Source organism: Neomesorhizobium albiziae, assembly GCF_900114255.1.
Classification (GTDB): domain Bacteria; phylum Pseudomonadota; class Alphaproteobacteria; order Rhizobiales; family Rhizobiaceae; genus Neomesorhizobium; species Neomesorhizobium albiziae.
The window spans coordinates 456,429-482,501 of the sequence record NZ_FOSL01000001.1 but is presented as its reverse complement, the minus strand read 5'-3'; the positions used below and the strand labels follow the sequence as shown (position 1 = coordinate 482,501).

Genomic DNA, 26,073 nt, shown 5'->3' with positions numbered 1-26,073 from the left:
CTCATGAACAGGTGGACCAAAGTCCCTGGGAGCTTAGAAAGCTTGCCGGATCGCGCCGCGACAGATTGGATCAGCCCTTCGGCCGCAATCCTTCGACGAACAATTGTTCGAGGAAGCGGGCAGCATCCTCGAAACGGCCTTCGCCGCCGCGGTCCGGTCCCAGTACGGCGCGAACCTGGACGTCGAAATCGGCATAATGCTGCGTCGTAGCCCAGATCGAAAAGATCAGGTGGTAAGGGTCGGTCCTGGCGATCTTGCCGGCCCGCATCCAGCCATTCATGATCTCGGCCTTTTCGTCGACCAGGCTTTTCAGCTCGCCCTCGATCATGGAAATAATGCGCGGCGCGCCCTGCAGAATCTCGTTGGCAAAGAGCCGGCTCTCGCGCGGAAAGTCGCGTGCCATCTCCAGCTTGCGCCTGATGTAGCTGCGCAGCTCCGTCATGGGGTCGCCGATGTCGTCGAGCTCGCGCAGCGGCGCCAGCCAGGTGTCGAGCAGGCGCTGCATCAGCGTCTCGTGGATGTCTTCCTTGCGGCGAAAATAATAGAGCAGGTTGGGTTTCGACATGCCGGCGGCGTCGGCGATCTGGTCGATGGTCGAGCCGCGGAAACCGTTGGCGGAAAAAACTTCGAGGGCGGCTTCCAGGATGACTTCCCGCTTTTCCTGCTGGATGCGGGTGCGGCGCGGCGAGGTTGCTTCCATGCTCATGATATGCCGCACCAGCCTTCATTGGCGGAAAGCCTCTGGACCAATTGTCTGGACCAGTTTTTGCCGGCCTGTGGAGCGCTCTTCGAATGCCGCATTTCCGCTAGTAGTCCCTTGACCGCCGACATGGCGGTGCTAACGTTTGTCCAACCGGTCAAAAATTTGCGTAGCACGATTACGCTCCAAAGACCAAGCGTTGGCCGCGGCGAAATCAGGGGTTCAAAAAGGAAAGCTTGGTCATGTCCAACAGATTGAAAGTAACGCCGAACGATCTGAGCGCGTTCTGGATGCCGTTTACGGCCAACCGCCAGTTCAAGCAGTCGCCGCGCATGTTTGTTTCCGCCAAGGACATGCATTACACCACGTCCGACGGCCGCAAGGTTCTCGACGGCACGGCGGGCCTCTGGTGCGTCAATGCCGGCCACTGCCGCCCCAAGATCACGGAAGCGATCCAGAACCAGGCCGCCGAGCTTGACTACGCGCCGGCCTTCCAGATGGGCCACCCGATCGTTTTTGAGTTCGCCAACCGGCTGGTCGACATCGCACCGAAGGGCATGGATCATGTGTTCTTCACCAATTCCGGTTCGGAGTCGGTCGACACTGCATTGAAGATCGCGCTTGCCTATCACCGCACCAAGGGCGAAGGCTCGCGCTTCCGGCTGATCGGCCGCGAGCGCGGTTACCACGGCGTCAATTTCGGCGGCATCTCGGTCGGCGGCATTGTCACCAACCGCAAGATGTTCGGCACGCTTTTGACTGGTGTCGACCACATGCCGCACACCCACCTGCCGGCCAAGAATGCGTTTTCGCGTGGCGAACCCGAGCATGGCGGCGATCTGGCGACCGAACTCGAGCGCATCGTCACGCTGCACGACGCCTCGACGGTCGCCGCCGTCATCGTCGAGCCGGTGGCAGGCTCCACTGGCGTCCTGGTGCCGCCGAAGGGTTACCTGCAGAAGCTGCGCGAGATCTGCACCAAGCATGGCATCCTGTTGATCTTCGACGAGGTCATCACCGGCTTCGGCCGCCTCGGAACGCCGTTCGCGGCGGATTATTTCGGCGTCGTCCCCGACATCATGACCACCGCCAAGGGCGTTACCAACGGTGTCGTCCCGATGGGTGCCGTGTTCGTGAAGAAGGAGATCCACGACGCCTTCATGAACGGGCCGGAGCATGTCATCGAGTTCATGCACGGCTACACCTACTCCGGCAATCCGATCGCTTGCGCTGCCGGCCTCGGCACCCTCGACACCTACAAGGAAGAAGGGCTGCTCACCCGCGGCGCTGAACTTGCGCCCTATTGGGAAGACGCGCTTCATTCACTGAAGGGCGAGCCGCATGTCATCGATATCCGCAACATCGGCCTGGTCGGCGCCATCGAACTCGAGCCCATCGCCGGACAGCCGACCAAGCGCGCCTTCTCGGCTTTCGTGAAGGCGTTCGAGCGCGGCGCGCTGATCCGCACCACCGGCGACATCATCGCGCTGTCGCCGCCGTTGATCATTACCAAGGGCCAGATCAACGAGTTGATCGACCATGTGCGCGAGGTCCTGAGGATGGTGGATTGACCTATCAGGCACGGCAGCAAGCGACGAGCGAAGTGCTCGTCGACGACGAAAAGGTCCGCGTCACGCGCTGGGATTTCGATCCCGGCGCGGAGACGCGTTGGCACCGGCACGGCATGGACTATGTCGTGACGACCATCACACCGTGCGCCTTCCTGCTGGAAGAGCCGGGCGGCGGTACCAGGCGTGTCGACACGGCGGCCGGCGCCGCCTACAGACGCGACGAAGGCGTCGAGCACAATGTGGTCAACGCGGGTGACAAGCCGATGTCGTTCGTCGAAGTCGAATTGAAAGCATAAGGGGTCGAACCATGGCCGCTCCGGGCGAAAATCTCCGAATCAATTCAGACCGTTTGTGGGATTCGTTGATGGAGATGGCGAAGATCGGCCCTGGCATTGCCGGCGGCAACAATCGCCAGACACTGACCGACGAAGACGGCGAGGGCCGGCATCTGTTCAAGCGTTGGTGCGAGGCATCCGGACTTGAAATGGGCCTCGACCAGATGGGCACCATGTTCGCGCGGCGTGAAGGCACCGACCCCGAGGCACTGCCGGTCTATGTCGGCTCGCATCTGGACACCCAACCGACCGGCGGCAAGTATGACGGTGTGCTCGGTGTACTCGGCGGGCTGGAGGTGATCCGCTCGCTCAACGATCTCGGCATCAGGACGAAGCACCCCATCGTGGTCACCAACTGGACCAACGAGGAAGGCACGCGCTACGCACCGGCGATGCTGGCCTCCGGCGTCTTCGCCGGCGTCCACAAGCAGGACTGGGCTTACGAGCGGGTCGACGCCAAGGGCAAGAAGTTCGGTGACGAGCTGGAACGCATTGGCTGGAAGGGCGACGAAGAGGTCGGCGCCCGCAAGATGAAGGCCTTCTTCGAATTGCACATCGAGCAGGGGCCGATCCTTGAGGACGAGGACATCGACATTGGCGTGGTTACCCATGGCCAGGGCCTGAAGTGGCTGCAGGTCACGCTGACCGGCAAGGAAAGCCACACCGGTTCTACCCCGATGCCGAAGCGCCGCAATGCCGGGCTCGGCATGGCGCGGATCACCGAACTGGTGCATGAAGTGGCGATGGACTACCAGCCGGACGCCGTCGGCGCGATCGGCCATATGGAGGTCTATCCGAACTCGCGCAACATCATCGCCGGACGTACTGTCTTCACGATCGACATCCGCTCGCCCAACAAGGACGTGCTGGATGAGATGGACGAGCGCATCCGCGCCGGCATCGAACTGATCTGCGAGGCGCTGGACATCAAGTTCGAGGTCGAGCAGGTCGGCCATTTCGATCCGGTCACCTTCGACAAGGATTGCGTGAAGGCGATCCGCGACGCTGCTGTACGCCTCGGCTATTCGCATCGCAACATCGTTTCCGGCGCCGGCCATGACGCTTGCTGGATCAACCGTGTGGCGCCGACCGCGATGGTTATGTGTCCTTGCGTCGACGGTCTGTCGCACAACGAGGCGGAAGAGATCTCCAAGGAATGGGCCGCCGCCGGCTGCGACGTGCTCTTCCATGCAGTGGTCGAGACGGCGGTGATCGTGGAGTAGAACAACGCCAGCAGGATTTTTCTAACGCGATGCCAAAAATCGCGGGAAAACAAAGGGGAACGAAGTGTGGAGAATAGTGAAATCCGGCGAGAGCGCCGGGCCGAGCTGCAATATGCCCGGCCGGCGGTCGCCATGCGCGATCGCTGCGCAGAACATCTGCGAAAAAGCCTGAGGCGCGCGGATGGACGTCGAGCTCTTCCTGCAAGGCGTCATCCGGTTCTCGAACTTCATCACGTCCAGGCTCCTGGTTTCCGGCATCGTGTTCTACGTGCTGTCGGGTTTCGTGCCGCTCGGCAATGCGTCGGAGGGCATCCTGCCGAGCGTCGACCTGCTCAACCAGGTGGTGCAGAACTACCAGAACATATTCGACATTCTCGGCGTGTCGGATTTTGCGCTGCTGCTCATTCTCTTCATCTTCATGACGACCATTCATCTGATCTACGTGGCGTTCGCGAGTGTCGGCTTCTATCTGCCGCCGGCGATCGTTCCGCTGTCGGGCTGGTCAGCCATCGACGACATCACCTGGAAAGGGTTCCAGACGCTGCGGGAAGCGCGGGGCAAACGCCATACGGAAGACGAGAACCAGCGGCTCTACGAATTCTCGAAGAAGCTGAGGCAAATCGAAATCGACAGCGACGAGAAGACACGCGACAAGGTGCAGGGACCGCTTGCGACCTTCAGGATATCCAAGACCTTCGTGCTGTTTTCGTTCGCAGTATGGATTTATGCCCAGGCGAGCGGCAACTATGCCGGCAACAAGAACTATCTATTGATCATCCTGTTTGTGGCGGCCATCACAGCTATCCTTGCCGCGCTGTCGATTTTCCGCATGAACCATCAACGGATCAGCAATCTGCGCGAGGATGTTGTCGCCGAATTGCTCGAATTTTCCCGTATCTGGGTCGGCGAGGAGCATCAGCGGAAGGTAGCCGCCGATTGTGTGCCGACGCGCGAATTGAAGCCTGCGGCACTGACGATCGCCGTGCCCGTGTTCGGCACCCTTGACGCACTGATGAAAGACTTGCGCAAATGGCGCTCGAGACGATCCTGAGAGGCTAGAAGACCATGACCAAAGTCATCAAGAACGGAACCATCGTCACCGCCGATCGCACTTGGAAAGCCGACGTGCTGTTCCAGCATGGCAAGATCGTAGCCATCGGCTCCGACTTGCATGCCGACCACGAGTTCGACGCGACCGGCTGTTATGTGATGCCGGGCGGCATCGACCCGCACACCCATCTCGAAATGCCGTTCATGGGCACCTACTCGGCTGACGATTTTGAAAGCGGCACGCGGGCAGCCCTTTCCGGTGGCACCACGATGGTGGTCGATTTCTGCCTGCCAGCGCCGCAGCAATCGCTGCTCGAAGCGCTGCAGATGTGGCACAACAAGACCTCGAAGGCCTGCTCCGACTATTCGTTCCACATGGCCATCACCTGGTGGGGCGAGCAGGTGTTCAACGAGATGGCTGAGGTCGTCGACAAGGGCATTACCTCCTTCAAGCATTTCATGGCCTACAAGGGCGCGCTGATGGTCGACGACGACGAGATGTATTCGTCGTTCCAGCGCTGCGCCGAACTCGGTGCGCTGCCGCTCGTCCACGCCGAGAATGGCGACGTGGTCGCCCAGCTATCGGCCAAGCTGCTTGCCGCCGGCAACAACGGACCGGAAGCGCATGCGTATTCGCGCCCGCCGGAAGTCGAAGGCGAGGCGACCAACCGCGCCATCATGATCGCCGATATGGCCGGCAGCCCACTCTATGTCGTGCACACCTCCTGCGAGCAGGCGCATGAGGCGATCCGCCGGGCGCGGCAGAAGGGCATGCGCGTCTATGGCGAGCCGCTGATCCAGCATCTGGTGCTCGACGAGACCGAATATTTCAACAAGGATTGGGATCACGCGGCGCGCCGCGTGATGAGCCCACCCTTCCGTAACAAACTCCATCAGGATTCGCTGTGGGCAGGTTTGCAGGCAGGCTCGCTGCAGGTGGTGGCGACCGACCATTGTTCTTTCACAACCAAGCAGAAGCGCAACGGCGTCGGCGACTTCACCAAGATCCCCAACGGAACCGGAGGCCTCGAAGACCGCATGCCGGTTCTGTGGACCAAGGGCGTCAACACCGGCCGCCTGACGATGAATGAGTTCGTCGCGGTCACCTCCACCAACATCGCGAAGATCCTCAACATGTACCCGAAGAAGGGCGCTATCGTCGAAGGCGCCGATGCCGATATCATCGTCTGGGATCCGAAGAAGAAGAAGACCATCTCGGCCGGCAACCAGCAGTCGGTGATCGACTACAACGTCTTCGAGGGCGTCGAGGTGACCGGCTTGCCGCGTTTTGTGTTCACCCGTGGCGAGATCGCGGTGAACGACGGCAAAGTGGAGGCAAAGCCTGGCCATGGCGAGTTCGTGGGGCGCGAACCGCATGCGGCGGTCAACCGCGCGCTGTCGACGTGGAAGGAAATCACCGCGCCGCGCAAGGTCGAGCGGACAGGAATACCGGCGACGGGCGTGTGAGCGACAATTTATGATCGGAGTGCAACGCGAACTTCAGCTGATGCGCAAGTGCGGGGTCACCGCTTCAAGCCGGCACGAGGGTATCGAGGTGGGGCAGCAGCACCACGCTCTCCTGCTCGTTGGGATCGGTGCGGGCGATGACTGCGGAAGCGGGGCTGCCGCTGAGGTTGGCCGGAAGGTGCGGCACACCGGCGGGAATGTAGAACAGATCGCCGGCCCTGGCGACGATGTGCTCTTCAAGCCGGTCGCCATACCATGTATGGACCTCGCCGCTCAGCACATAGATGGCGGTCTCGTGGTTCTCATGCAGATGCGCCTTGGCACGGGCGCCGGGCGGCATGGCGAGAAGATGCATGCAGATGCCAGACGATCCGACCGTTTCGGCGGCGATGCCTGCAAAATAACTCAGCCCCTGCTTGCCTTCATAGGTAGTGCCGGGTCGAATGAGATGACAGGTGGGCTTCGATGACTGAGTCATCCGGGGGCTCCGCATGACGATGGAGTGGGCAAGGCAAGTGGAAATCAACCGAAGAGCAAAAGCAAATGGATTTCGGCCGATTGAGGCCGACACTTTCGGCGGTTGCCGATGAGGGAAGCATCGCCAGCCGTCGTTTCGGCAAGCAAGCTCGGACTTACCTTCCAGACCAATGACGGCCCGGTGCAGGCGCTGTCCGATGTCGACCTGACTATAAGCAAGGGCGAGTTCGTGTCGTTCATCGGCCCGTCCGGCTGCGGCAAGACGACGTTTCTGCGCGTCATCGCCGACCTCGAAAAGGCAACAGCCGGGACAATTTCCGTCAATGGCATGACGCCCGAGCAAGCGCGGATGAAACGCGCGTACGGATATGTCTTTCAAGCCGCGGCGCTGTATCCGTGGCGCACCATCGAACGCAACGTCGCTCTGCCGCTCGAAATCATCGGCATGCCGAACGCGGAACAGGCAGAGCGCATCCGGCGCACCCTCGACCTGGTCAACCTGACCGGCTTCGAGAAGAAATATCCCTGGCAGCTTTCCGGCGGCATGCAGCAGCGCGCGTCGATCGCCCGGGCACTGGCCTTCGACGCCGATCTCCTCTTGATGGACGAGCCGTTCGGGGCGCTCGACGAGATTGTGCGCGATCACCTCAACCAGCAACTTCTCGAGCTTTGGGAGCGCACCAACAAGACGATCTGCTTTGTCACCCACTCCATTCCGGAAGCCGTCTATCTCTCGACGCGCATCATCGTGATGTCGCCACGGCCGGGCCGGGTTACCGACGTGATTGAATCGACACTGCCGAAGGAACGTCCGCTCGACATTCGCGAAACGCCGGAATTTCTGGCGATCGCCGCCCGCGTGCGTGACGGGCTCAGGGCAGGGCACAGCTATGACGACTGAGGCGAAGCAGAATTTGGCAACTTCCGCTCCGGCCGCTCTCTCCCCGGTGGGGAGAGGAGGTCGCCAATCGCAAGGCGCGGCCTGATGGACTCGCTCCGCGCCAAAATCATCCCCGTCACAACCATCCTGCTCGGCATCGTGGTGGCCTGGTATGTTCTGGCGGTCTTCATGAACGCGCCGTTCCAGCGCGATCTCGACCGGCGCGGCAATGTCACCTCGGGCACCATCGAGTTCATCGGCAAGACGCTGTCGCAGCCGAAGCCTATCGTGCCGGCGCCACATCAGGTGGCTGAGAACGTCTTCGAAAACACGTTTCTTAGAAAAATCACCAGCAACCGCAGCCTGGTCTACCATGCAGGCATTACTCTGGCCTCGACCATGATGGGTTTCGCCTTCGGCACTGCGCTCGGCATCCTGATTGCCGTCGGCATCGTGCACGTACTGGCGCTCGACCGCAGCCTGATGCCGTGGATCATCGCCTCGCAGACGATTCCCATCCTTGCCATCGCGCCGATGATCATCGTTGTGCTCGCGGCGATCGGCATCACCGGGCTTCTGCCGAAAGCGCTGATCTCGACCTATCTGTCGTTCTTCCCGGTGGCGGTCGGCATGGTGAAAGGGCTGCGCTCGCCAGAGATCATGCATCTCGACCTGATGCACACCTACAATGCCAGTGCCTGGCAGACCTTCTGGAAACTGCGCGTACCCGCTTCGGTGCCGTTTCTGTTCGCTTCGATGAAGGTGGCGATCGCGGCCAGCCTTGTCGGCGCCATCGTCGGCGAACTGCCGACAGGCGCTGTCGCCGGCATTGGGGCCAAGCTGCTCAACGCGTCTTATTTCTCCAACACCATCGACATGTGGGCGGCCCTTGTGGCGGGGTCCGTGGTGGCGCTTCTGCTGGTCGGACTGGTCGGGTTCGCCGGCCGCATCGTCGACCGCAGCATGGGGGCGCGGCCGGCATGAGCGGGTTCAAATTTTCCTGGCAGGCAATTGCCGCCGCCGTGCTGCTCATCGGTGCGCTGTTCACGCTGCCCATCGTCGAAGCCGGTGCCGATGCCCCGGCGCCGTCGCTCCTCATAGCGGCAACCATCGCCGCCTTGCTGTTTTGTGCCATCGTCTTCGACGGATCGCGTTTGGCCGCCGGCGTGCGTGCGTGCTTCCTCTTCGTGGCGGCGCATCTGGCGGTTTTCATGCTGATGTCGGAAATCGCCGGGAAGAACGGATCGGCCCGCGCGGCGTTCTTCCTTCTGCTCGCCGCCTGCTGGCTGCTTGCCTGGCGCTGCGTGACGCTTCTTTCTTCGCTCAGGCCGGCGAACCGCACTGCCAAAACGGCACTCAGGCTTCTGATCCCGGCGATCTTCGGCGCCTGGATCCTGATCATCTGGGAAGCCGTCACGCGCGGCGCGGGCATTCCCTTCATCCTCTTGCCGCCGCCCAGTGCCATCGGCGCCCGCATCGCCAATTCGCTGCCGGTGCTTGCCGCCGACGTCAACCAGACCATCTTCAAGGCGGTGATCGCCGGCTACGTCCTGGGCTGCGGTGCAGGCTTCGTCACCGCCATCCTCGCCGATCGCATCTCCTTCCTGCGCAAGGGGCTGCTACCGATCGGCAACATGGTTTCCGCGCTTCCGATCATTGGCGTCGCGCCCATCATGGTGATGTGGTTCGGCTTCGGCTGGGAGTCGAAGGCGGCAGTCGTCGTCATCATGACCTTCTTCCCGATGCTGGTGAACACCGTGGCCGGGCTCCAGGCCTCCGGCCACATGGAGCGCGACCTGATGCGCACCTATGCGTCGAACTATTGGCAGACACTGCTGAAGCTCCGGCTTCCGGCAGCTGCCCCCTTCATTTTCAATGCGCTGAAGATCAACTCGACGTTAGCGCTGATCGGCGCCATCGTTGCCGAGTTCTTCGGCACCCCAGTTGTCGGCATGGGCTTCCGCATCTCAACGGAGGTGGGGCGGATGAACATCGACATGGTCTGGGCCGAAATCGCAGTTGCAGCACTTGCGGGTTCGGTCTTCTATGGCGTGATCGCTCTTGTCGAAAGAGCGGCCACGTTTTGGCATCCGTCCGTCCGTGGTGGGCGGGCGTAAAATCCAGAGGGTTAGGCAATGAAAAAAACAATGATTGGAATGCTGGCGGGAGCATTGTCGCTCACCGCCTTTCAAGCTCTCGCGGCGGACGCTGTCGCTTTGCAATTGAAGTGGGTGACGCAGGCGCAGTTCGCCGGCTACTACGTCGCCAAGGACAAGGGCTTCTACACCGAGGAAAACCTCGACGTGACGATCAAGCCGGGCGGCCCGGACATCGCGCCCGAGCAGGTGATCGCCGGCGGCGGCGCCGACGTGATCGTCGACTGGATGGGCGGTGCGCTCGCCGCGCGCGACAAGGGCGTCAACCTCGTCAACATCGCCCAGCCCTTCAAGAAGGCCGGCATGGAACTGGTCTGCCCGAAGGACGGCCCGGTGAAGACCGAAGCCGACTTCAAAGGCAAGACGCTCGGTGTCTGGTTCTTCGGTAACGAATACCCGTTCTACGCCTGGATGAACAAGCTCGGCCTGCCGACCGAAGGCGGGGCAGATGGCGTGACGGTACTGAAGCAGAGCTTCGACGTGCAGCCGCTGATCCAGAAGCAGGCCGACTGCATTTCGGTCATGACCTACAACGAATACTGGCAGCTGATCGATGCCGGCTACAAGCCGGAAGACCTGATCGTCTTCAACTACTCCGCGATGGGCGTCGATCTCCTGGAGGACGGCCTCTATGCGATGGAAGACAAGCTGAAGGACCCGGCCTTCGAGGATAAGATGGTGCGGTTCGTGCGCGCCTCGATGAAGGGCTGGAAGTACGCAACGGAAAACCCGGACGAGGCGGCTGACATCGTCGTCGAGAACGGCGGCCAGGACGAAAACCACCAGAAGCGCATGATGGGCGAGGTGGCCAAGCTGATCGACAATGCCGATGGCAAGCTGATCGAGGCGGCCTATGACCGTACTGCGGCGGCCTTGCTCGCGCAGAAGATCATCACCAAGGAGCCGTCAGGCGCCTGGACTTCGGCGATCACCGACAAGGCGATCAAATAAGCGTTTTGCATTCGGACGTCGAAGAGGGCGGGTGACCGCCCTTTTTCATTTCAAAACCTCAGTCAGACCATGGCCGCCGGCAGCGACGCAAATCCGCGGAAGCGCACGCGCCCGGTACGTTTCGGTTCGCCGGCCAACGCATAGCCGGGAAAGCGATTGAGGAAGCGCGACACAGCGATGCGGCCTTCCATGCGTGCAAGCGAAAAGCCGACGCAAAGATGCGGTCCGCCGGCGAAGGCAAGATGCTTGTTGGGCTTTCGAGCGATGTCGAGGCGGTCGGGATCGTTGAAGTGGCGCGGATCGCGGTTGGCGGCGCCGATGCAGAGATGGATGCGCGTCCCCGCCGGTATTGTCTCGCCATGAAATTCGGCTGGCTCGGCGGTCATGCGGTTGCCGAGCTGATTCGGGCTCTGGAAGCGCAGGAATTCGTCGACGGCTGTATCGATCAATTCTGGCTGTTCCAGCAATCGTCGCCTTTCCCCTGGCCACTCAGCCAGCTCGAACAGCGCATTGCCGATCAGGTTGGTGGTGGTTTCGTGACCCGCATTGAGGATGAAGATGCAGTTCTGCAGCAGCTCCGTCTCGGTCAGCAATTCACCCTCATTGCCGTTGATCAGCCGAGTCAAGACGTCGGTCTGCGGGTCGCCGGGCTTCTTCCGGCGCTTTTGCGCTAGTTCGCCCAGATAGGTCTTGAAGGCGGTGACGGCGCGGTTCCCGCGCTCCTGCTGTTCGGGCGAAAGCACCGGCTCCAAGGCGCCGAGGATCGCCAGTGACCAGTCGCGCAGCGGCCCGCGCTCTTCATGCGGCATGTCGAACAGATTGCCGATCACCTCGACAGGTATCGCCGAAGCGAAATCCTCGATCAGGTCGACGTTCTTCTTCTCCGCCATCTGGTCGAGCAGGCGGTCGACCAGATGGACCAGGCCGGGTTCCATGGCGGCCAGCGCGCGAGGTGTCATTGCGCCGACCATGATCTTGCGCACCCGCGTGTGCAACGGCGGATCATTGAAGACGAGGCTGGTCGTGTGGTGTTCGTAGAGCGGCGAACGGCCGAATTTCGGCAGGAACTCGACCTTCTTGTCCGAAGAGAAGGTTTTTGTGTCCCGATAGACCCGATCGAGGTCAGCCCAGCGCGACAGCATCACCGAACCGTCGGCAAAATGCTTCAGCGGTGCGTGCTCCAGCAGTGCGCGGTAGACTGGAAACGGATCATCGGCAAAACCAACGGGCAGGGCGGTGATTTCGAAATCCCGCGCGCGTTCGGCTGACGCGCTCATCAGGCCTTGGGCCGGTTGTCGACGATGCGCTGCGCCTTGCCCTGGCTGCGCGCAACCTTTTCGGGCTCGGTCACATCGACGATCACTGTCACGCCGACGACCTCCTTGATGCGTTCCTGCAAGGCGCTCGCCGCTGCCTTGCGCTGGTCGCCGGAAGCTTGGCCGGGAGCGGCTTCCACATGAACGGTCATGCAGTCCAGCCTGCCGTCGCGCCACAGCTCGATCTGGAAATGCGGCGCCAGGCTTTTCACCTTCAGGATCTGCTCTTCAATCTGCGTCGGGAAGACGTTGACGCCGCGCAGGATCATCATGTCGTCGGAACGCCCGGTGATCTTTTCCATACGTCGCATGGAGCGCGCCGTGCCGGGCAGCAGCCGGGTCAGGTCGCGGGTGCGGTAGCGAACGATCGGAAACGCTTCCTTGGAAAGCGAGGTGAACACCAGTTCGCCCATCTCGCCGTCGGCCACTGGTTCTCCTGTCTGCGGGTTGATGATCTCGGGATAGAAATGATCCTCCCAGATATGCAGACCGTCCTTTGTCTCTACACATTCGTTGGCGACGCCCGGCCCTATCACCTCCGACAGGCCGTAAATGTCGACGGCGTGCATGTCGAAGGCCTGCTCGATCTCGGCGCGCATGGCGTTAGTCCAGGGCTCCGCGCCGAAAATACCGACCTGCAGCGGGCTTTCGCGCGGGTCGAGCCCCTGAGCGCGGTATTCGTCGAGGATCGACAGCATATAGGACGGCGTCACCATGATGGTGGTCGCCTTGAAGTCCTCGATCAACGTGACTTGCCGAGTGGTCATGCCTCCCGATACCGGCACCACGGTGCAGCCAAGCCGCTCGGCGCCGTAATGGGCGCCAAGCCCGCCGGTGAAGAGGCCGTAGCCGTATGCGACATGGACGATGTCGCCGGGCCGCGTGCCTGCGGCGCGCATCGAACGCGCCATGCAATCGGCCCAGACGTCGAGATCATGCTTGGTGTAGCCAACGACAGTGGGTTTGCCGGTGGTGCCGGACGACGCATGGATGCGGGCGACCTTTTCGCGGGGAACCGCAAACATGCCAAACGGATAGTTGTCGCGCAGGTCGGATTTCACCGTGAACGGGAAGTTTTTCAGATCGGAGAGGCTTTTCAGATCGCCGGGATGGATGTCGGCCTTGTCGAAACTCTTCTTGTAGTGCGGAACGTTCGCATAGGCATGACCGAGCGACCATTTCAGCCGCGACAATTGCAGAGCCGCGATCTCGTCGCGTGAGGCGATCTCGATCGGGTCGAGATCTTTTTTGGCAGGCGCCAGATCCCTCATGTTATCCTCCCGTGGCGGCGTCTTCGAAATGGACGCCCTTGATGACGCGCGAGGCACCTCTGAATTCGGCGATCAGGCGGCCATCCTGGTTGGTCACCCGCACATCATAGAGCCCCGAGCGTCCTGTACGCGAGATTTCGCGCGCATCGGCCGTCAGCCGGTCGCCGAGCGCACCCGGCGCGATGAAACTGATCGTGTTGTGCTGTGCCACCGCGATCTGGTTGTAGGAGTTGCAGGCGAAGGCGAAGGCCGAGTCCGCAAGGGTGAAGATGAACCCGCCATGGCAGATATCGTGGCCATTGGTATGGTGCTTTTCCACCGTCATCGACACCGATGCGGTTCCGGGACCGACGAAATCGAGATTTGCGCCCAACCATTTCGAAGCATCGTCGCGCGCCCACATTGCGTCAGCGCTTCTCCGCGCGATTTCTTCCTCGGTCATCGTTCCCTCTATGTAGTGTCGAAATCCAGCAGCAGTTTTCCGCTGATCGGCCTCTACTGGCAAGCCAACGTGACCCCAGCCTCGATCTCCCCATCAGCGGATTCTTTCCTTGTCGATCCCAGCGATTTCAGCGCGACGGCGATCTCGTCAATCATTTCGCCGGCCACACAGGATATGCCATCAACGTTGCGCGGGTCGACCTGGCTGTATATCCGATCCCTTCCGTGGCTGGATGGCTTGCTTGAGCCGTTTTAATAGGTAACAAAAAAACTTAACATTACAGGTTTTTGTAACGCAAGAGCGAGGGCAGCATGGCGGAATTCGGGGTGAAGGAAGCAGAGGACCTGATCGGTCGGATTTTTGCGCCATGGATCGTCGATCTCGGGCTGAAGCCGGTAGCGTTTGACGCGACGGGTGGCGATTTCCATCTGCCTGAAAACCGAAAACTGGTGCATGTCGGGGGTGTGGTCTGTGGGCAGGCGACCGCTGCGGCTGCCGACACAGCATCGGTGGTGACGCTGTCGGCCCTAAACGGACGCTTCCGTGTCTGCACGACGGTCGACCTGACCACGCATTTCATCCGACCTCTGCCTCCAGGCGAGATACGGATCCGCGTCGATGTGCTATCCAATGGCAAACGCATGGCGTTCACGCGGGCCGAGATGCGCGCCCAGGAGGATCCGCGTGTCGCTGTCTCGGCGACGATGGCGTTCAGCTATCTCGAGGACTGATCCCGGCTTCTCAAGGTCTCACGACGACAGGTGGGTAGATGACCCACGGCTGATCGTAGAACGGGTCGGAATAAAGTGCGGCGCGTCGCGTGGCGCGGCGGTCGAGGTCGAGCTGCAGCAGGCAGGATGCGAAGGCATCGCTGCCTTTCCGGAAACCGTAGGATTTGCAGGTCGCTTCGTCGGCGGCGCGGCGTTCCTGGGGCGTCATCGTCTTGCAGCCGGCGGCGAGCACCAACACCGTCATCGCCACGATGAGTGAAGCGCGCATGGCTTTCTCCTTCTCCTTACCAACGACGCAGCGCCTGCATCGTTGATCGACGGATTCCGGTGTAGAGTACTCAACTTTTAGGCCGAGCAGAAGAGCAAGGCTTTCGTAGCAGGCCTCTCGCGGAGGTCAGTCCAGTTCGTGCTAGGCCCCGAACCGGCCGGCGAACTTTTGTGGATCGAGGAGCGGCGGCAAGCCGGCTTCGTCCAGCCATTGTTCGCTCGGTTCGGCAAGCCTGGTGTATAGGTCACACGCGGTTTGCCGGGCGCTGTCGCCTGGCCAGTCGCTGGGAAGAAGCGCAGCCGGGAGTCCCGGATCGTGCAGCACGATGCGGCGCCAGTCGTGGATGAGCAGGATGCGGGAGACGATCGCTTCAAGCGGCGTGATGTGGCCCTTTTCCATGGCGTTGGCAAGTGGCGCAATAGCTGCGCTGAAGGTTTCGTAGGCGTGTGCGGTTTCTTCCAGCCTCCAGAAACTGGCGGCTGCCGCTGGCGTCTGCAGCGGCTGTTGCCGGAACACCAGCATTCCTGCCAGCGTGGCTCCTGCCTCTGGCGATTGCGCCGTTTCCGGGCGCAGCCAGGTGCCGTCGCCGGCCTCCACGAAACCCGCATTAGCAAGCGCTGCCGCGCGGTCACCTACCTTGCCGTTGCCGGGCGGTGAAACGGCAACAGTCCAAGTGCCGTCCCAAGACGGCGGACCGGCCGCATAGATGCGGCGGGTGGCCAGATCGAAAGCACGGTGGCCGTGAATGTCGAGTGCGTAGAGGCTGTTGCGGCCATCCTTTTCGCGGACCACCCACTGGTCCGCGGCAAGCCGCGATAGCGCGGTGCGCAAAGCACCTGGCTCAACCCGTAGCCGCGCCATTATCTCTTGCAGGACGGTCAGCGGAACCTGGCCACCGCGCGGCACGATCGCGTCGCCAAAAATGGTGATCACAAGGGACCAGACACGCAACCGCCCCCGCTTATGCAGGCGAGAGATGAACTGGTCGAGGGCCGGGGTCATGGACAACTGGGCCAGAAACTCACTTCTTCTCCCTGATATCGGTCAGGGTGCGTGTCGGCGTGATCGCCTCGGGATCAAGCTTGATCTCGATGATCGATGGCTTGCGGCTGGTGCGCGCCCGCTCGAAGGCCGGCGCGAAATCGTCCGTTGTTTCCACGGTCTCACCATGGCCGCCATAGGCGCGGGCGAGGGCGGCGAAGTCCGGATTTTTCAGATCGGTTCCCGAAACACGGCCGGGGTAATCCCGCTCCTGGTGCATGCGGATAGTGCCGTAGATGCCGTTGTTGACGACAATCACAATGATCGGCAGGTCGTACTGCACCGCCGTGGCGAATTCCTGTCCGTTCATCATGAAGCAGCCGTCGCCGGCGAACGCGATCACCTCGCGCTCGGGAAACAGCCCCTTGGCAGCGACTGCGCCCGGCGTGCCGTAGCCCATTGAGCCGGACGTTGGCGCTGCCTGCGTGGCGAAGCGGCGAAAACGATGGAAGCGATGCAGCCATGTGGCGTAATTGCCGGCGCCGTTGGTCATGATGGCGTCGTCAGGCAACACTTTTTCCAGGTGGGCCATGATCGGCCCCATCTGCACCGCGCCGGGGCCGGTCTCCGGCGGCGTCGACCATGCGCGGTAAAAGCCGTGCAGCCGCTCGGTCTCGTCGGCCCATACCGGCGTTGCTGTTGGCTTCAGCCTGGCGAAGGCAGCGGTAAATGCTTCCGGCGAGGCATTGATTGCGAGCGCAGGTCGATACACACGGCCAAGTTCATTGGCGTCGGCATGCACATGCACCAGCGTTTGGTCCGGGTAGGGGCTCTTCAGCAAGGTATAGTCCGAAGACGGCATCTCGCCGAAACGGCCGCCAACCAGCAGCACAAGGTCGGCCTGCTTGATGTAGGCGGCGAGTTTGGGATTGGGACCGATGCCGACATCGCCGGCGTAACAGGGATGCAGGTGATCGAACAGCATCTGGCGGCGGAACGAAACGCCGACAGGTAGCGCCCAGGTCTCCGCGATGCTTTCCAACCGTGACTTCGCCGCAGCGCTCCAGCGCGAGCCGCCGAGAATGACGAAAGGCCGCCTGGCGTTGCCGAGAAGCTCTGCAAGCTTGTGCATTTCCGCTTCGCCCGGAGAGGTTTCGACCGGCGTATAGGGCAGCGCGTCGGGCGCTTCTGCCAGCGAGGTCAGCATGTCTTCAGGCAGCGAGACGACGACCGGGCCGGGGCGGCCGGAGGTGGCGACGGCGAAAGCGCGGGTGACCAGTTCTGGAATGCGCGAGGCGTCATCGATCTCCACCACCCACTTCGCGATATCGCCGAAGAAGCGCTTGTAGTTCACTTCCTGGAAGGCTTCACGCTCGCGCGCATGGCCGGCGATCTGGCCGATAAACATGATCAGGGGCGTGGAATCCTGCATCGCGATGTGGATGCCGGCCGATGCGTTGGTAGCGCCGGGACCACGGGTGACGAAGCAAATGCCGGGCTTGCCAGTCAGGCGGCCGTGGCAATCGGCCATCATCGCCGCGCCGCCTTCCTGGCGGCAGACGACGGTGCTGATACGGTTGGAATCGTGCAGTGCATCGAGAACGGCGAGATAGGATTCCCCCGGCACGCAGTAGATGCGGTCGACGCCATTCGCCTCGAGCGCTTCGACGATCAGTTTTCCACCGGTCTTCATTCGCCCTGTCTCTCCAGTTCCGCTAGAATTTCGTCCGTATGTTCGCCGAGCCGCGGCGAAGGTCGGTTATAGGCTGGCGGCGTCTCAGACATCAGCATCGGCGCTCGCACGGAAGGCAGCTTGTTGCCGTGGCCGTCATCGAGATCGAGGCGCATGCCGCGCGCGATCGCCTGTGGGTCGGCGAACATCTCGCCGATCGTGTTGATGGGGCTGGCCGGCACGCCGGCGGTTTCCAGTTTGGCTAGAAGTGGTGCCTTGTCATAGTTTGCCAGCCGCTCGACGATTGCCGCGCGCAATTTGGCGCGATTGCCGACACGCGCCGCATTGGTGGCGAAATCCGGGTCGCCGGGAAGGTCGTTCAGGTCGATGACATGGCAGAACCGCTGGAACTGGCCGTCATTGCCGACCGCCAGGATGATGTGTCCATCGCGAACCGGCACCACCTCGTAAGGCGCAATGTTCATATGAGCGTTGCCCATCTGCACCGGCGATTTTCCCGAGACGAGATAGTTGAGGTTCTGATTGCCGAGCACCGAGATCTGTGTGTCGAACAGCGCCATGTCGATATACTGGCCCTGGCCGGTCGTCTCCGCATGCCGCAATGCGGCTTGGATGGCGATGACCGAATAGAGCCCGGTGAAAATGTCGGAGATCGCGACGCCGGCCTTCTGCGGTTCGCCACCGGCGGCCCCGGTGATCGACATCATGCCGGCCATGCCCTGAATGATGAAATCGTAGCCGGGCCGCGGCGCATAAGGGCCGTCCTGTCCGAAACCGGTGATCGAACAATAGACGAGGCGCGGATTGATCTTGTGCAGCGTCTCGTAGTCGAGACCGTATTTTTTCAGCCCCCCGAGCTTGAAATTCTCGATCAGCACGTCGGCGGTGGCGACCAGCTTACGCACGGTCGCGGCGCCCTCGGATGTCGAAAAATCGAGCGCCACAGAGCGCTTCCCGCGATTGCAGGAATGATAGTAGGCGGCCGAAAGGTTCTCTCCGTCTCGCCCCTCCACGAAGGGCGGTCCCCATTTGCGAGTGTCGTCGCCGCCGTCGGGGTTCTCGACCTTGATGACGTCGGCGCCAAGGTCGGCGAGCAGTTGGCCAGCCCAGGGGCCAGCCAGAATGCGAGCCAGTTCGATAACGCGGATGCCCTTCAGCGGAGGTTCGGCCATTTCACACCACAGTATTCGAGACAGCGGCCGTGCGTAGCAAATACCGCATGGCGCTGTCACGCGGCTTGAATGAGACCAGCGGTTTGGCGCGGATCATGCGGCAGTAATGCTCTTGGCCCAGGCGATGAAATCGGCAGTGACCGCATCGCGGTTCAACTCGTTGAGGGATTCGTGACGGGTTTGTGGGTAAACCTTTGAAACCAGATTCGAAAAACCCGCACGGTGCATGCGGGCGGCAAGCTCCTCGATCGCTTTGCCGCCGAAGGTCGATGGGTCGTCGGCGCCGCCGGCAAGGTTGACCGGCAGGTCCTTGCGCACCGAAGAGAAATTGCCATCGTCGGCGCCGGCGAAGATGACGCCGAACAGATCGCGCCACAGCGATACCGAGGCGTCCCAGCCGCACAAAGGGTCGGCCACGTATTTGTCGACCTCCGCAGTATCGTGCGACAGCCAGTCGAAGTCGGTGCGGCGGTTCGGGATTTTTTTGGCCCAATCCTGGAAGGTGAGTTTCGGCAGCACGCGTGACGGTACGTCGGAGCCGAGGCGGAATTTCTCCCAGGCGAGGATGCATTGAGCGAGGCGGCCGAGCAGGCCGGCGGAAAAATTGGCGTTCCAGATCGCAGCGCCATGAATGCGCGCGGAATGCTTGAAAACGTAGTTCAAGGTGATGATGCCGCCCATGGAGTGGCCAAAGGCAATGACCGGCAGGCCGGGGTTTTCATGAGCGATCAGATCATGCAGAGCGTCGATGTCGGCGACCACCTTGGCGGCGCCTTCGGTCATGCCGAACATGCCCTGCGGCGCATCCGGCGCTTTGGTGTATCCGTGGCCGCGATGATCGTGGGCGTAGGTATGAAAACCTTCGGCTGCCAGCGCGTCGGCAAAGCGGGCGTAGCGGGCGGCATGTTCGGCAAGGCCGTGATTGATCTGGACGACGCCGCGGGCCGTTCCCTTGGCCCGACGCGTGTAAAGGTTGAGTGACGCTCCGGTTGGCGACGGATGCGCGGGCTGGCTGTCGAATGGCATGATTTTCCCCCTGCGGCGCGCAGTCTTGGCCAGCACGAGCAAAGCGTCAAGTCGGCGTGATATCGCCAGAACCGTGATGCCCGATCCCATGGTTTCCAACGGACAGGGTGTTCCCTTGACCCAAGGTGTTACTCTGGGTTGCATTTCTTGAACAGCCAATTCCCTCAAAATCACACTTGCGTCGTCGCCGGTCCCTAGAAGGCGTCCTAAAAGCGTTGGTCGCGGCACGCCTCCAGTGCGGCAATGATCATGAAATTCCAGTCGCCCGCGCTCTCCCGGGTGCCTGCGCCAGATAATCGGGGACGATCTTGACCATTCACCTCCCAGCAGGGCCGAAACCCAAAGTTTTGGCCGCCGTACCACCAGCAGTTTCCGAGCGCATCAAGATTGCCCGGACGCTGTGCATCGTCTTCATGACCTTCGTGCATATACAGCCAGGCATAGCCGAAAACGTCTATGATCGGGACACCGGCTTCTTCGACATCGTCTATTTCATCCTCACGCGCATTGTGGGCCTGAGCTCGGTTTCGCTGCTCTCCATCGTTTCCGGTTATTTCGTTGTATCCAGCCTGCTTAAGGCTGGCTCGCAACCGCTGGTCGTCTCCAAACTGAAGACGCTGGTGGTGCCGCTGGTCGCCTGGAATCTCCTGATGTTCATGCTGCTCGTCGCTTATGGGTTGTTGAGCGGCAAATGGCAGGACATGCCCGATGCCACTGTGCTTGGCGTCGCCAATGCCTTCTTCGCGCTGACCGCATGGCCGCTAGACGTGCCGCTGTGGTTTCTGCGCGACCTGTTCGTCTGCTGCCTGTTCGCACCGCTGCTTCATGTGAGTCTGAAGCGTTCGGCCATGCTCACCTTTGCCGTACTCGTCCTCTTCGCAGTGTTTGGCGAGGACCTCTATATCCTGCAGCGGCCGTCGCTCATCCTGTTCTTCGCGCTCGGCATGTGGCTGCGCGTCGCCGGCATCGGGGAGCAGGCCGTCGACCGTGCGGCCGGTTGGCTGACGCTCGCGCTGGTCGTCATGGTGGCCATATTCCTCACCATCCGCATCGAGCGCATCCTCCTGGGCGAGATGGACGAGACGCTGAGGCTCACCCTCGATACGTTGCTCCGGGTGACGGTGGCGGCGGGTTTCTGGCGGCTGACCGAATTGATCCGCAAGTCCCCGTTTGCAGGGCCTTTCATCCGGTACGAGCCCTATGCCTTCTTCCTGTTCTGCAGCCACGCCATCCTGTTCAATTTTGGCGGCATTGTCTTCCGGCGCTTCTTCGGCAACTACGGCTCCGACCTGTTTCCGATCACCTTCTTTATGCTGCCGGCACTAGCGGTCGTTGCCGCGATCGTTGGACTACAGATCGTCAACCGGTCGAACCTGCTGCTCTTCCTGTTCAATGCAGGCCACCGCGTGCGGCCGCTGTTTGAGGCTGAAAGGCAGAAGGTGTCGGTGTAGCAAATATTGCTGTTCCCGGCCGTCCGTGCGGGCGAAAATCTGTGATGAAAGCGTGATGCGTTCAGGCCTGGAGCGGTTTCGAGCTTCGACACGGATTGCCGTTGCTCAAAGCATCGCTTACATAGCGCGCAACTCTCCTTCAACGATTGACGGGAAAAGCGCGCGTGGCACGCCAGTTCATCTATCACATGTCGGGCCTCTCCAAGGCCTACGGCACCAAGAAGGTGCTCGATAATGTCCATCTTTCTTTCTACCCCGACGCCAAGATCGGCATCCTTGGTCCCAACGGCTCGGGCAAGTCGACGATCCTGCGCATCATGGCCGGGCTCGACAAGGAATTTCAGGGTGAGGCGTGGCTCGCCGAGGGCGCGACCGTCGGCTACCTGGCACAGGAGCCGCAACTCGATCCGGCCAAGACCGTGTTCGAGAACGTCATGGAAGGGGTCAAGAAGAAGACCGCCATCGTCGAGCGCTACAACGAACTGATGATGAACTACTCCGACGAGACGGCGGACGAGTCGGCCAAGCTGCAGGATGAAATGGACCGGCTGAATCTGTGGGATCTGGAGCAGCAGGTCGAGATGGCCATGGACGCGCTGCAGTGTCCACCGGGCGATTCCGAGGTGACGAAACTTTCCGGCGGCGAGCGCCGGCGCGTGGCGTTGTGCCGCCTGCTGCTGGAACAGCCCGACCTTCTGCTGCTCGACGAACCGACCAACCATCTCGACGCCGAGACGACCCAGTGGCTGGAAAAGCACCTGCGCGATTATCCGGGCTCGGTGCTGATCATTACCCACGATCGCTACTTCCTCGACAACGTGACTGGCTGGATCCTCGAGCTCGATCGCGGCAGGGGCATTCCCTATGAAGGCAACTACACCAAGTATCTCGACGCCAAGGCCAAGCGCCTGATCCAGGAGGGCCGCGAGGACGACGCCCGCCAGAAGGCGATCTGGCGCGAGCGTGAGTGGATTGCATCCTCGCCCAAGGCGCGGCAGACCAAGTCCAAGGCGCGCATCAAGGCTTATGAGGATCTGGTCGAGCAGGCGCAGGGCCGCAAGCCGAGCGACACGCAGATCGTCATTCCGCTGAGCGAGCGGCTGGGCAATGTGGTGATTGAGGTCGAGGGCCTGACCAAGGGCTATGCCGACGAGGTGCTGATCGAGGATCTCGAGTTCAAGCTGCCGCCGGGCGGTATCGTCGGCGTGATCGGCCCGAACGGCGCCGGCAAGACGACGCTATTTCGCATGATTACCGGCCAGGAGACGCCGGATGCCGGGTCGATCCGCAAGGGCGAAACCGTCAAGCTTGGCTATGTCGACCAGAGCCGAGACGCGCTCGACCCCAACAAGACTGTTTGGGAGGAAATCTCCGGCGGCGCTGAGGTGATCAAGCTCGGCAAGCACGAGGTGAATTCTCGCGCTTATTGTTCGTCGTTCAATTTCCGTGGTGGCGACCAGCAGCAGAAGGTCGGCAACCTTTCGGGCGGCCAGCGCAACCGCGTGCATCTGGCAAAAATGCTGAAGAACGGAGGCAATGTGCTTCTCCTCGACGAGCCGACCAACGACCTCGACACCGAGACGCTGGGTGCACTTGAGGATGCGCTGGAGGCTTATGCCGGCTGTGCTGTCATCATAAGCCACGACCGCATGTTCCTCGATCGCATGGCCACCCATATGCTCGCTTTCGAAGGCGACGCCCATGTCGAGTGGTTCGAGGGCAATTTCGAGGAATACGAGAAGGACAAGGCGCGGCGGCTGGGACCGGAAGCGCTCGTGCCGCACCGCATGACGCACAAGAGGCTGACACGGTAGCTTTGCAGCCAAATAAAATGACCTGGCGTCGTACAAATGCGACTTTAACAAAACCGATAGGGCGGAATGTCCGGTTCAACTTGAACGCATTCCGCTCTAGGAGCCAAGGTTGATCGGCTCCAGCCCAAAATCGCTGTGCTGAAGCCGCTCAAACGCGGCGACCGTGAAGCGATTATCTTCTCTGTATATTCAGGGAACCCGGGCGGTCTACAACGTCTTCTTATTCATCGTTGAAGTGTTTGGTCGAACGTTTTTTGCGCGGACGTGACCATATTTATATTTGCCATTGACCAAGTTCTTAATTCTTCGATTACCGGAAGGAGTGTCCTTCCCAAATCGGTAACACTGTACTCTACAGTGATCGGCATCGTCGGGTAAGCGCGACGACACACCAGGCCATTTCTCTCAAGCTTTCGCAAAGTTTGACCCAGCATTTTTTGCGTAATGCCTTCCACTTCCCGCCGAAGTGCATTGAAGCGCATCGTGGCAGGGGCGAGTGCGAGCATGACCAGGATGGCCCACTTGTCAGCTAGTTGATCGATGAGAACGCGAGTTGGACAAGAACCCGAGTTGGGTCCCAGCAGATTTTTTGGCCTCATGCGGTTACCTCAAGGTATCCTACTAACGTCCGGGTATCTAATTGAAATCGCCTTCAAGCGCAATTAATCCAGACCCCGTGAGGAGCCGTTGAGCTGACTATTTCAAGTCGGCATGCGCGAAGCCTTGGGAGAGGCAAACATGCAAAGCAATTAGATAAGAACTTATCTCGTGCCGGCATTGCTGCATGGTTTCGACCTGCAGCCAGGGTCAACCCTTGAGCCTCTATGCTGCCGGCGAAAACAATCCAAAACCGTCCAGACCATTGGCTTCCACGTAGGGAGACCGGGGATGATGTACCTGCAAAACGGGAGAGACACTTTTGAACATGAATATTCGCGTCCCAGAAACCACAGCCAGCAGTATCGGCCGCGACTCACAGCCCACACGGATTGGGTTGATCGTACCGAGCTCAAATACGACGATGGAGACGGAGCTTCCAGAACTGTTTCGCAGGCAGACGGAGGCCACCGGACAGCTTTACACATTCCATTCCGCCCGCGCTGGCATGAAAAACGTCACGCGCGAGGAGTTGGATGCGATGGTCGGCAAAGCAGCCGATTGCGCCAAGGCTGTTTCCGATGCGGATGTTGAAGTCATAGCTTACGCCTGTTTGGTCGCGGTTATGGCCCAGGGGACCGGTGCGCACCGCCATTCGGAGCAGATCATTGCGCAAGCTGCCGAGAACAACGGACATCCCGCCGGCGTAGTGAGCAGTGCCGGTGCACTTGTACGGACGCTGACAGCCCTTAAGGCCAAAAAAGTAACGATGGTCACGCCGTACATGCGTCCCCTCACGCAGATGGTGAGAGATTACATCGCTTCGGAGGGTTTTGATGTTCTGGACGCTGTTGCCTTGGAGGTGCCAGACAACTTGGCTGTGGGGCGTCTCAATCCAGCGAATTTGCCGGAAATAGCGCGCGAGCTGGAGAACAACGGCGCTGATGCCATCATTCTTTCTGCCTGCGTTCAGATGCCTTCGTTGGCTTCGATCCAGAGGGTCGAGGACGAACTGGGCCTGCCGGTCATTTCGGCTGCCACGGCAACGACGTTCGAGATTTTATCGAAGCTTGGACACACGCCCGCGATCAAAGGAGCCGGACGTCTCCTCAGCGGCGACGTCAAGCCGGCGCTTTGAGTTCGAGGTAGATCAATATGTCCATGTCTTTCCTCGCATTCTTGATTCTCGTCGCGGCGTTCACCTGGGGATCCGCGACGGCTGTTAATGCCGGGCTGATTGCGATCGTCGCGTCATATGCCGTGGGGTCCCAACTGGCTGGTTTGTCGGTTTCTTCAGTCGCAGCGCAGTTTCCAGCTGGGCTATTTTTTGTATTGTTTGGCGCGACCCTTTTGTTTGCGATTGTACGAGCGACGGGCACAATCGATTTGCTTGCCTACTGGGCCGAACGCCTGGCTCAAGGGAAACGATTGCGCATTCCCGTCATCATGTTCCTGTTAACAGCGACTTTGTCGACAATGGGCGCTTTCACCCCCGCGGCTATTGCAATCGTTGCTCCCATAGCGATATCGCTTGGCCTTCGCTTCGGCATCAGTGCGCTTGCCATGGGGCTGGTCGTTGTCCAGGGGGCGAATGCGGGCGCGTTTTCGCCCGTTAATCCGTTCGGTGTTGTTTCCAACGCGATGCTGGAGCGTGCCGGTGCAGGCGATCAAGGATCACTGCTCTTCGTCTATTGTTTCGTGTTCAACGCTGTTGTGGGCCTCGTCGCCTTCGCGATCACGCAATGGATGGTTTCCCGTAGCGCTTCGCTTGTGACTGGACCCGTGCAAGCGGAAACGCCAACTGGTTCGAATCTCAACACACCAGTACCGTTTGATGCGCTGAAGGCTCTCAGTCTGCTTGCCATAGCCTCGCTTCTGATCATGAATCTGGGCTTTGGCATAGACGTCGGTGTTGCGGCTCTCAGCGCGTCGCTGGCGCTCGTGGCAGTGCGCCCGAGCCTTCAAAAGGTCGCGCTGCAGAATGTCCCCTGGTCAGCAATTGTTCTCGTCACCGGCATCGTAATGTATGTCGGCGTTCTAGAGGAGATGGGCCTTATCAAGGAACTTGAGGCGATGCTCTCACAACTCGGGGACAACTCGATCGCCGTACTGGTCACAGCCTACATAGTGGGTTTTGTGTCGGCTTTCGCATCAACGACTGGCACCTTGGGTGCGATCACGCCAGTGGTTATTCCGCTCGCTACCGACCCAATGACGACGGCAATCGGCGTCGTAACGGTCATCTCAATCGCTTCTTCTGTGGTCGATGTCAGTCCGATGTCGACAAGCGGCGCCCTGCTAATGGCAAGCGCCCAAGCGAAGGAGGAGACGACGTTTTTCCGGGCTTTGCTTATCTTCGCCGCCTGTATGATTGTGGTCGTTCTGGCAATTGCTTGGGCCGTATTCGTATGGCTGCCAAGTTCTGGAGGTTAGAGTGTTGGAACGGCCGCTTTTTCGGCGGCCGTTCCAACAGCTATTAAGTTGCGCTCGTCACCGCAAGT

The 26,073-nt window shown here is 60.8% G+C and carries 25 protein-coding genes; 14 read left to right on the top strand and 11 right to left on the bottom strand.

The annotated features are described in order from the left end of the window. Nucleotides 1-70 precede the first annotated feature (70 nt). The gene (locus F3H98_RS02325; protein WP_188130312.1) at nt 71-700 is read right to left on the bottom strand and encodes a TetR family transcriptional regulator C-terminal domain-containing protein; all 630 of its coding nucleotides are present in this window, start codon (nt 698-700) and stop codon (nt 71-73) included. 242 nt (nt 701-942) lie between these two features. Between F3H98_RS02325 and aptA the strand changes: the two genes are divergently transcribed. The 5 genes from aptA (at nt 943) to hydA (ending at nt 6,346) form a co-directional block, all read left to right on the top strand. Beyond that, a complete protein-coding gene (gene aptA, locus F3H98_RS02320) occupies nt 943-2,271 on the top strand; it encodes an omega-aminotransferase AptA (RefSeq protein ID WP_149757841.1) in 1,329 nt (442 codons plus the stop codon). Then, nucleotides 2,268-2,567: a cupin domain-containing protein gene (locus tag F3H98_RS02315; protein WP_149757839.1), complete on the top strand. Its 300-nt coding sequence runs from the start codon at nt 2,268-2,270 to the stop codon at nt 2,565-2,567. Before aptA ends, F3H98_RS02315 begins: the two co-directional genes overlap by 4 nt. A gap of 11 nt (nt 2,568-2,578) precedes the next feature. Then, nucleotides 2,579-3,829: a Zn-dependent hydrolase gene (locus F3H98_RS02310; protein WP_149757837.1), complete on the top strand. Its 1,251-nt coding sequence runs from the start codon at nt 2,579-2,581 to the stop codon at nt 3,827-3,829. A 181-nt stretch (nt 3,830-4,010) separates the two neighbouring features. Next, nucleotides 4,011-4,880: a hypothetical protein gene (locus F3H98_RS02305; protein ID WP_149757835.1), complete on the top strand. Its 870-nt coding sequence runs from the start codon at nt 4,011-4,013 to the stop codon at nt 4,878-4,880. Nucleotides 4,881-4,894: 14 nt separating this feature from the next. Continuing rightward, a complete protein-coding gene (hydA, locus tag F3H98_RS02300; RefSeq protein ID WP_149757833.1) occupies nt 4,895-6,346 on the top strand; it encodes a dihydropyrimidinase in 1,452 nt (483 codons plus the stop codon). A gap of 64 nt (nt 6,347-6,410) precedes the next feature. On the opposite strand, the gene F3H98_RS02295 is transcribed toward hydA, so the two are convergent. Continuing rightward, nucleotides 6,411-6,824: a cupin domain-containing protein gene (locus F3H98_RS02295; protein WP_149757831.1), complete on the bottom strand. Its 414-nt coding sequence runs from the start codon at nt 6,822-6,824 to the stop codon at nt 6,411-6,413. A 108-nt stretch (nt 6,825-6,932) separates the two neighbouring features. Between F3H98_RS02295 and F3H98_RS02290 the strand changes: the two genes are divergently transcribed. The 4 genes from F3H98_RS02290 (at nt 6,933) to F3H98_RS02275 (ending at nt 10,810) form a co-directional block, all read left to right on the top strand. Further along, a complete protein-coding gene (locus F3H98_RS02290; RefSeq protein ID WP_149757829.1) occupies nt 6,933-7,724 on the top strand; it encodes an ABC transporter ATP-binding protein in 792 nt (263 codons plus the stop codon). A gap of 84 nt (nt 7,725-7,808) precedes the next feature. After that, nucleotides 7,809-8,687: an ABC transporter permease gene (locus tag F3H98_RS02285; RefSeq protein WP_149757827.1), complete on the top strand. Its 879-nt coding sequence runs from the start codon at nt 7,809-7,811 to the stop codon at nt 8,685-8,687. Then, the gene (locus tag F3H98_RS02280) at nt 8,684-9,820 is read left to right on the top strand and encodes an ABC transporter permease (RefSeq protein ID WP_149757825.1); all 1,137 of its coding nucleotides are present in this window, start codon (nt 8,684-8,686) and stop codon (nt 9,818-9,820) included. Before F3H98_RS02285 ends, F3H98_RS02280 begins: the two co-directional genes overlap by 4 nt. Nucleotides 9,821-9,838: 18 nt before the next feature. Beyond that, nucleotides 9,839-10,810, top strand: a complete 972-nt coding sequence (locus F3H98_RS02275) for an ABC transporter substrate-binding protein (RefSeq protein WP_149757823.1) — start codon at nt 9,839-9,841, stop codon at nt 10,808-10,810. 62 nt (nt 10,811-10,872) lie between these two features. Here the strand turns inward: F3H98_RS02275 and F3H98_RS02270 are convergent, their stop codons facing one another. The 3 genes from F3H98_RS02270 to paaI are packed head-to-tail and all read right to left on the bottom strand — an operon-like array spanning nt 10,873 to nt 13,839. Continuing rightward, entirely contained in the window at nt 10,873-12,087 is a 1,215-nt protein-coding gene (locus F3H98_RS02270; protein WP_149757821.1) for a cytochrome P450, read from the bottom strand. After that, nucleotides 12,087-13,397 carry a phenylacetate--CoA ligase PaaK gene (gene paaK, locus F3H98_RS02265; protein WP_149757819.1) on the bottom strand — a complete coding sequence of 437 codons (1,311 nt, stop codon included), beginning with the start codon at nt 13,395-13,397 and terminating at the stop codon, nt 12,087-12,089. Before paaK ends, F3H98_RS02270 begins: the two co-directional genes overlap by 1 nt. A gap of 1 nt (nt 13,398) precedes the next feature. Then, nucleotides 13,399-13,839 carry a hydroxyphenylacetyl-CoA thioesterase PaaI gene (paaI, locus tag F3H98_RS02260; RefSeq protein WP_149757817.1) on the bottom strand — a complete coding sequence of 147 codons (441 nt, stop codon included), beginning with the start codon at nt 13,837-13,839 and terminating at the stop codon, nt 13,399-13,401. Between the two features lie 311 nt (nt 13,840-14,150). Here paaI and F3H98_RS02255 point away from each other — a divergent pair, with 311 nt between their 5' ends. Continuing rightward, nucleotides 14,151-14,570 (top strand): PaaI family thioesterase, encoded by a 420-nt coding sequence (locus F3H98_RS02255; RefSeq protein WP_149757815.1) that lies wholly within the window; start codon nt 14,151-14,153, stop codon nt 14,568-14,570. Between the two features lie 10 nt (nt 14,571-14,580). On the opposite strand, the gene F3H98_RS02250 is transcribed toward F3H98_RS02255, so the two are convergent. The 5 genes from F3H98_RS02250 to F3H98_RS02230 all read right to left on the bottom strand — a co-directional run bounded on the left by F3H98_RS02250 (nt 14,581) and on the right by F3H98_RS02230 (nt 19,710). Next, nucleotides 14,581-14,838: a hypothetical protein gene (locus tag F3H98_RS02250; protein ID WP_149757813.1), complete on the bottom strand. Its 258-nt coding sequence runs from the start codon at nt 14,836-14,838 to the stop codon at nt 14,581-14,583. A gap of 141 nt (nt 14,839-14,979) precedes the next feature. Further along, nucleotides 14,980-15,840 (bottom strand): PaaX family transcriptional regulator, encoded by an 861-nt coding sequence (locus F3H98_RS02245; RefSeq protein ID WP_149757811.1) that lies wholly within the window; start codon nt 15,838-15,840, stop codon nt 14,980-14,982. A 19-nt stretch (nt 15,841-15,859) separates the two neighbouring features. After that, the gene (locus F3H98_RS02240) at nt 15,860-17,512 is read right to left on the bottom strand and encodes a thiamine pyrophosphate-binding protein (RefSeq protein WP_149757808.1); all 1,653 of its coding nucleotides are present in this window, start codon (nt 17,510-17,512) and stop codon (nt 15,860-15,862) included. Continuing rightward, nucleotides 17,509-18,684, bottom strand: coding sequence for a CaiB/BaiF CoA transferase family protein (locus tag F3H98_RS02235; RefSeq protein WP_149757806.1), 1,176 nt, complete (start codon nt 18,682-18,684; stop codon nt 17,509-17,511). Before F3H98_RS02235 ends, F3H98_RS02240 begins: the two co-directional genes overlap by 4 nt. A 93-nt stretch (nt 18,685-18,777) precedes the next feature. Next, nucleotides 18,778-19,710, bottom strand: coding sequence for an alpha/beta fold hydrolase (locus tag F3H98_RS02230; protein ID WP_149757804.1), 933 nt, complete (start codon nt 19,708-19,710; stop codon nt 18,778-18,780). A gap of 308 nt (nt 19,711-20,018) precedes the next feature. On the opposite strand from F3H98_RS02230, the gene F3H98_RS02225 reads away from it, so the two are divergent. Both F3H98_RS02225 and ettA read left to right on the top strand, forming a co-directional pair. Next, a complete protein-coding gene (locus tag F3H98_RS02225; protein WP_244621567.1) occupies nt 20,019-21,161 on the top strand; it encodes an acyltransferase family protein in 1,143 nt (380 codons plus the stop codon). Nucleotides 21,162-21,325: 164 nt separating this feature from the next. After that, nucleotides 21,326-22,975, top strand: coding sequence for an energy-dependent translational throttle protein EttA (gene ettA / locus F3H98_RS02220; protein ID WP_149757802.1), 1,650 nt, complete (start codon nt 21,326-21,328; stop codon nt 22,973-22,975). A gap of 224 nt (nt 22,976-23,199) precedes the next feature. Here the strand turns inward: ettA and F3H98_RS02215 are convergent, their stop codons facing one another. Then, nucleotides 23,200-23,574, bottom strand: coding sequence for a winged helix-turn-helix transcriptional regulator (locus F3H98_RS02215; protein ID WP_149757799.1), 375 nt, complete (start codon nt 23,572-23,574; stop codon nt 23,200-23,202). Between the two features lie 326 nt (nt 23,575-23,900). Between F3H98_RS02215 and F3H98_RS02210 the strand changes: the two genes are divergently transcribed. Together F3H98_RS02210 and F3H98_RS02205 are read left to right on the top strand one after the other, a co-directional pair. Beyond that, nucleotides 23,901-24,710, top strand: a complete 810-nt coding sequence (locus F3H98_RS02210) for a maleate cis-trans isomerase family protein (protein WP_149758365.1) — start codon at nt 23,901-23,903, stop codon at nt 24,708-24,710. Nucleotides 24,711-24,733: 23 nt separating this feature from the next. Next, nucleotides 24,734-26,005, top strand: coding sequence for an SLC13 family permease (locus tag F3H98_RS02205; RefSeq protein ID WP_210249650.1), 1,272 nt, complete (start codon nt 24,734-24,736; stop codon nt 26,003-26,005). The last annotated feature ends 68 nt before the right edge of the window (nt 26,006-26,073 follow it).

Excerpts from the sequence above, each read along its gene's own strand:
- F3H98_RS02215 (WP_149757799.1), bottom strand. The coding sequence starts at position 23,574 with ATGAGGCCAAAAAATCTGCTGGGACCCAACTCGGGTTCTTGTCCAACT.
- F3H98_RS02290 (WP_149757829.1), top strand. The coding sequence starts at position 6,933 with ATGAGGGAAGCATCGCCAGCCGTCGTTTCGGCAAGCAAGCTCGGACTT.
- F3H98_RS02305 (WP_149757835.1), top strand. The coding sequence starts at position 4,011 with ATGGACGTCGAGCTCTTCCTGCAAGGCGTCATCCGGTTCTCGAACTTC.
- F3H98_RS02235 (WP_149757806.1), bottom strand. The coding sequence starts at position 18,684 with ATGGCCGAACCTCCGCTGAAGGGCATCCGCGTTATCGAACTGGCTCGC.
- F3H98_RS02210 (WP_149758365.1), top strand. The coding sequence starts at position 23,901 with ATGAATATTCGCGTCCCAGAAACCACAGCCAGCAGTATCGGCCGCGAC.
- paaI (WP_149757817.1), bottom strand. The coding sequence starts at position 13,839 with ATGACCGAGGAAGAAATCGCGCGGAGAAGCGCTGACGCAATGTGGGCG.
- hydA (WP_149757833.1), top strand. The coding sequence starts at position 4,895 with ATGACCAAAGTCATCAAGAACGGAACCATCGTCACCGCCGATCGCACT.
- F3H98_RS02270 (WP_149757821.1), bottom strand. The coding sequence starts at position 12,087 with ATGAGCGCGTCAGCCGAACGCGCGCGGGATTTCGAAATCACCGCCCTG.
- F3H98_RS02240 (WP_149757808.1), bottom strand. The coding sequence starts at position 17,512 with ATGAAGACCGGTGGAAAACTGATCGTCGAAGCGCTCGAGGCGAATGGC.
- F3H98_RS02285 (WP_149757827.1), top strand. The coding sequence starts at position 7,809 with ATGGACTCGCTCCGCGCCAAAATCATCCCCGTCACAACCATCCTGCTC.
- F3H98_RS02325 (WP_188130312.1), bottom strand. The coding sequence starts at position 700 with ATGGAAGCAACCTCGCCGCGCCGCACCCGCATCCAGCAGGAAAAGCGG.
- paaK (WP_149757819.1), bottom strand. The coding sequence starts at position 13,397 with ATGAGGGATCTGGCGCCTGCCAAAAAAGATCTCGACCCGATCGAGATC.
- F3H98_RS02250 (WP_149757813.1), bottom strand. The coding sequence starts at position 14,838 with ATGCGCGCTTCACTCATCGTGGCGATGACGGTGTTGGTGCTCGCCGCC.
- F3H98_RS02230 (WP_149757804.1), bottom strand. The coding sequence starts at position 19,710 with ATGCCATTCGACAGCCAGCCCGCGCATCCGTCGCCAACCGGAGCGTCA.
- F3H98_RS02310 (WP_149757837.1), top strand. The coding sequence starts at position 2,579 with ATGGCCGCTCCGGGCGAAAATCTCCGAATCAATTCAGACCGTTTGTGG.
- F3H98_RS02295 (WP_149757831.1), bottom strand. The coding sequence starts at position 6,824 with ATGACTCAGTCATCGAAGCCCACCTGTCATCTCATTCGACCCGGCACT.
- F3H98_RS02205 (WP_210249650.1), top strand. The coding sequence starts at position 24,734 with ATGTCTTTCCTCGCATTCTTGATTCTCGTCGCGGCGTTCACCTGGGGA.
- aptA (WP_149757841.1), top strand. The coding sequence starts at position 943 with ATGTCCAACAGATTGAAAGTAACGCCGAACGATCTGAGCGCGTTCTGG.
- F3H98_RS02280 (WP_149757825.1), top strand. The coding sequence starts at position 8,684 with ATGAGCGGGTTCAAATTTTCCTGGCAGGCAATTGCCGCCGCCGTGCTG.
- F3H98_RS02255 (WP_149757815.1), top strand. The coding sequence starts at position 14,151 with ATGGCGGAATTCGGGGTGAAGGAAGCAGAGGACCTGATCGGTCGGATT.
- F3H98_RS02275 (WP_149757823.1), top strand. The coding sequence starts at position 9,839 with ATGAAAAAAACAATGATTGGAATGCTGGCGGGAGCATTGTCGCTCACC.
- F3H98_RS02245 (WP_149757811.1), bottom strand. The coding sequence starts at position 15,840 with ATGACCCCGGCCCTCGACCAGTTCATCTCTCGCCTGCATAAGCGGGGG.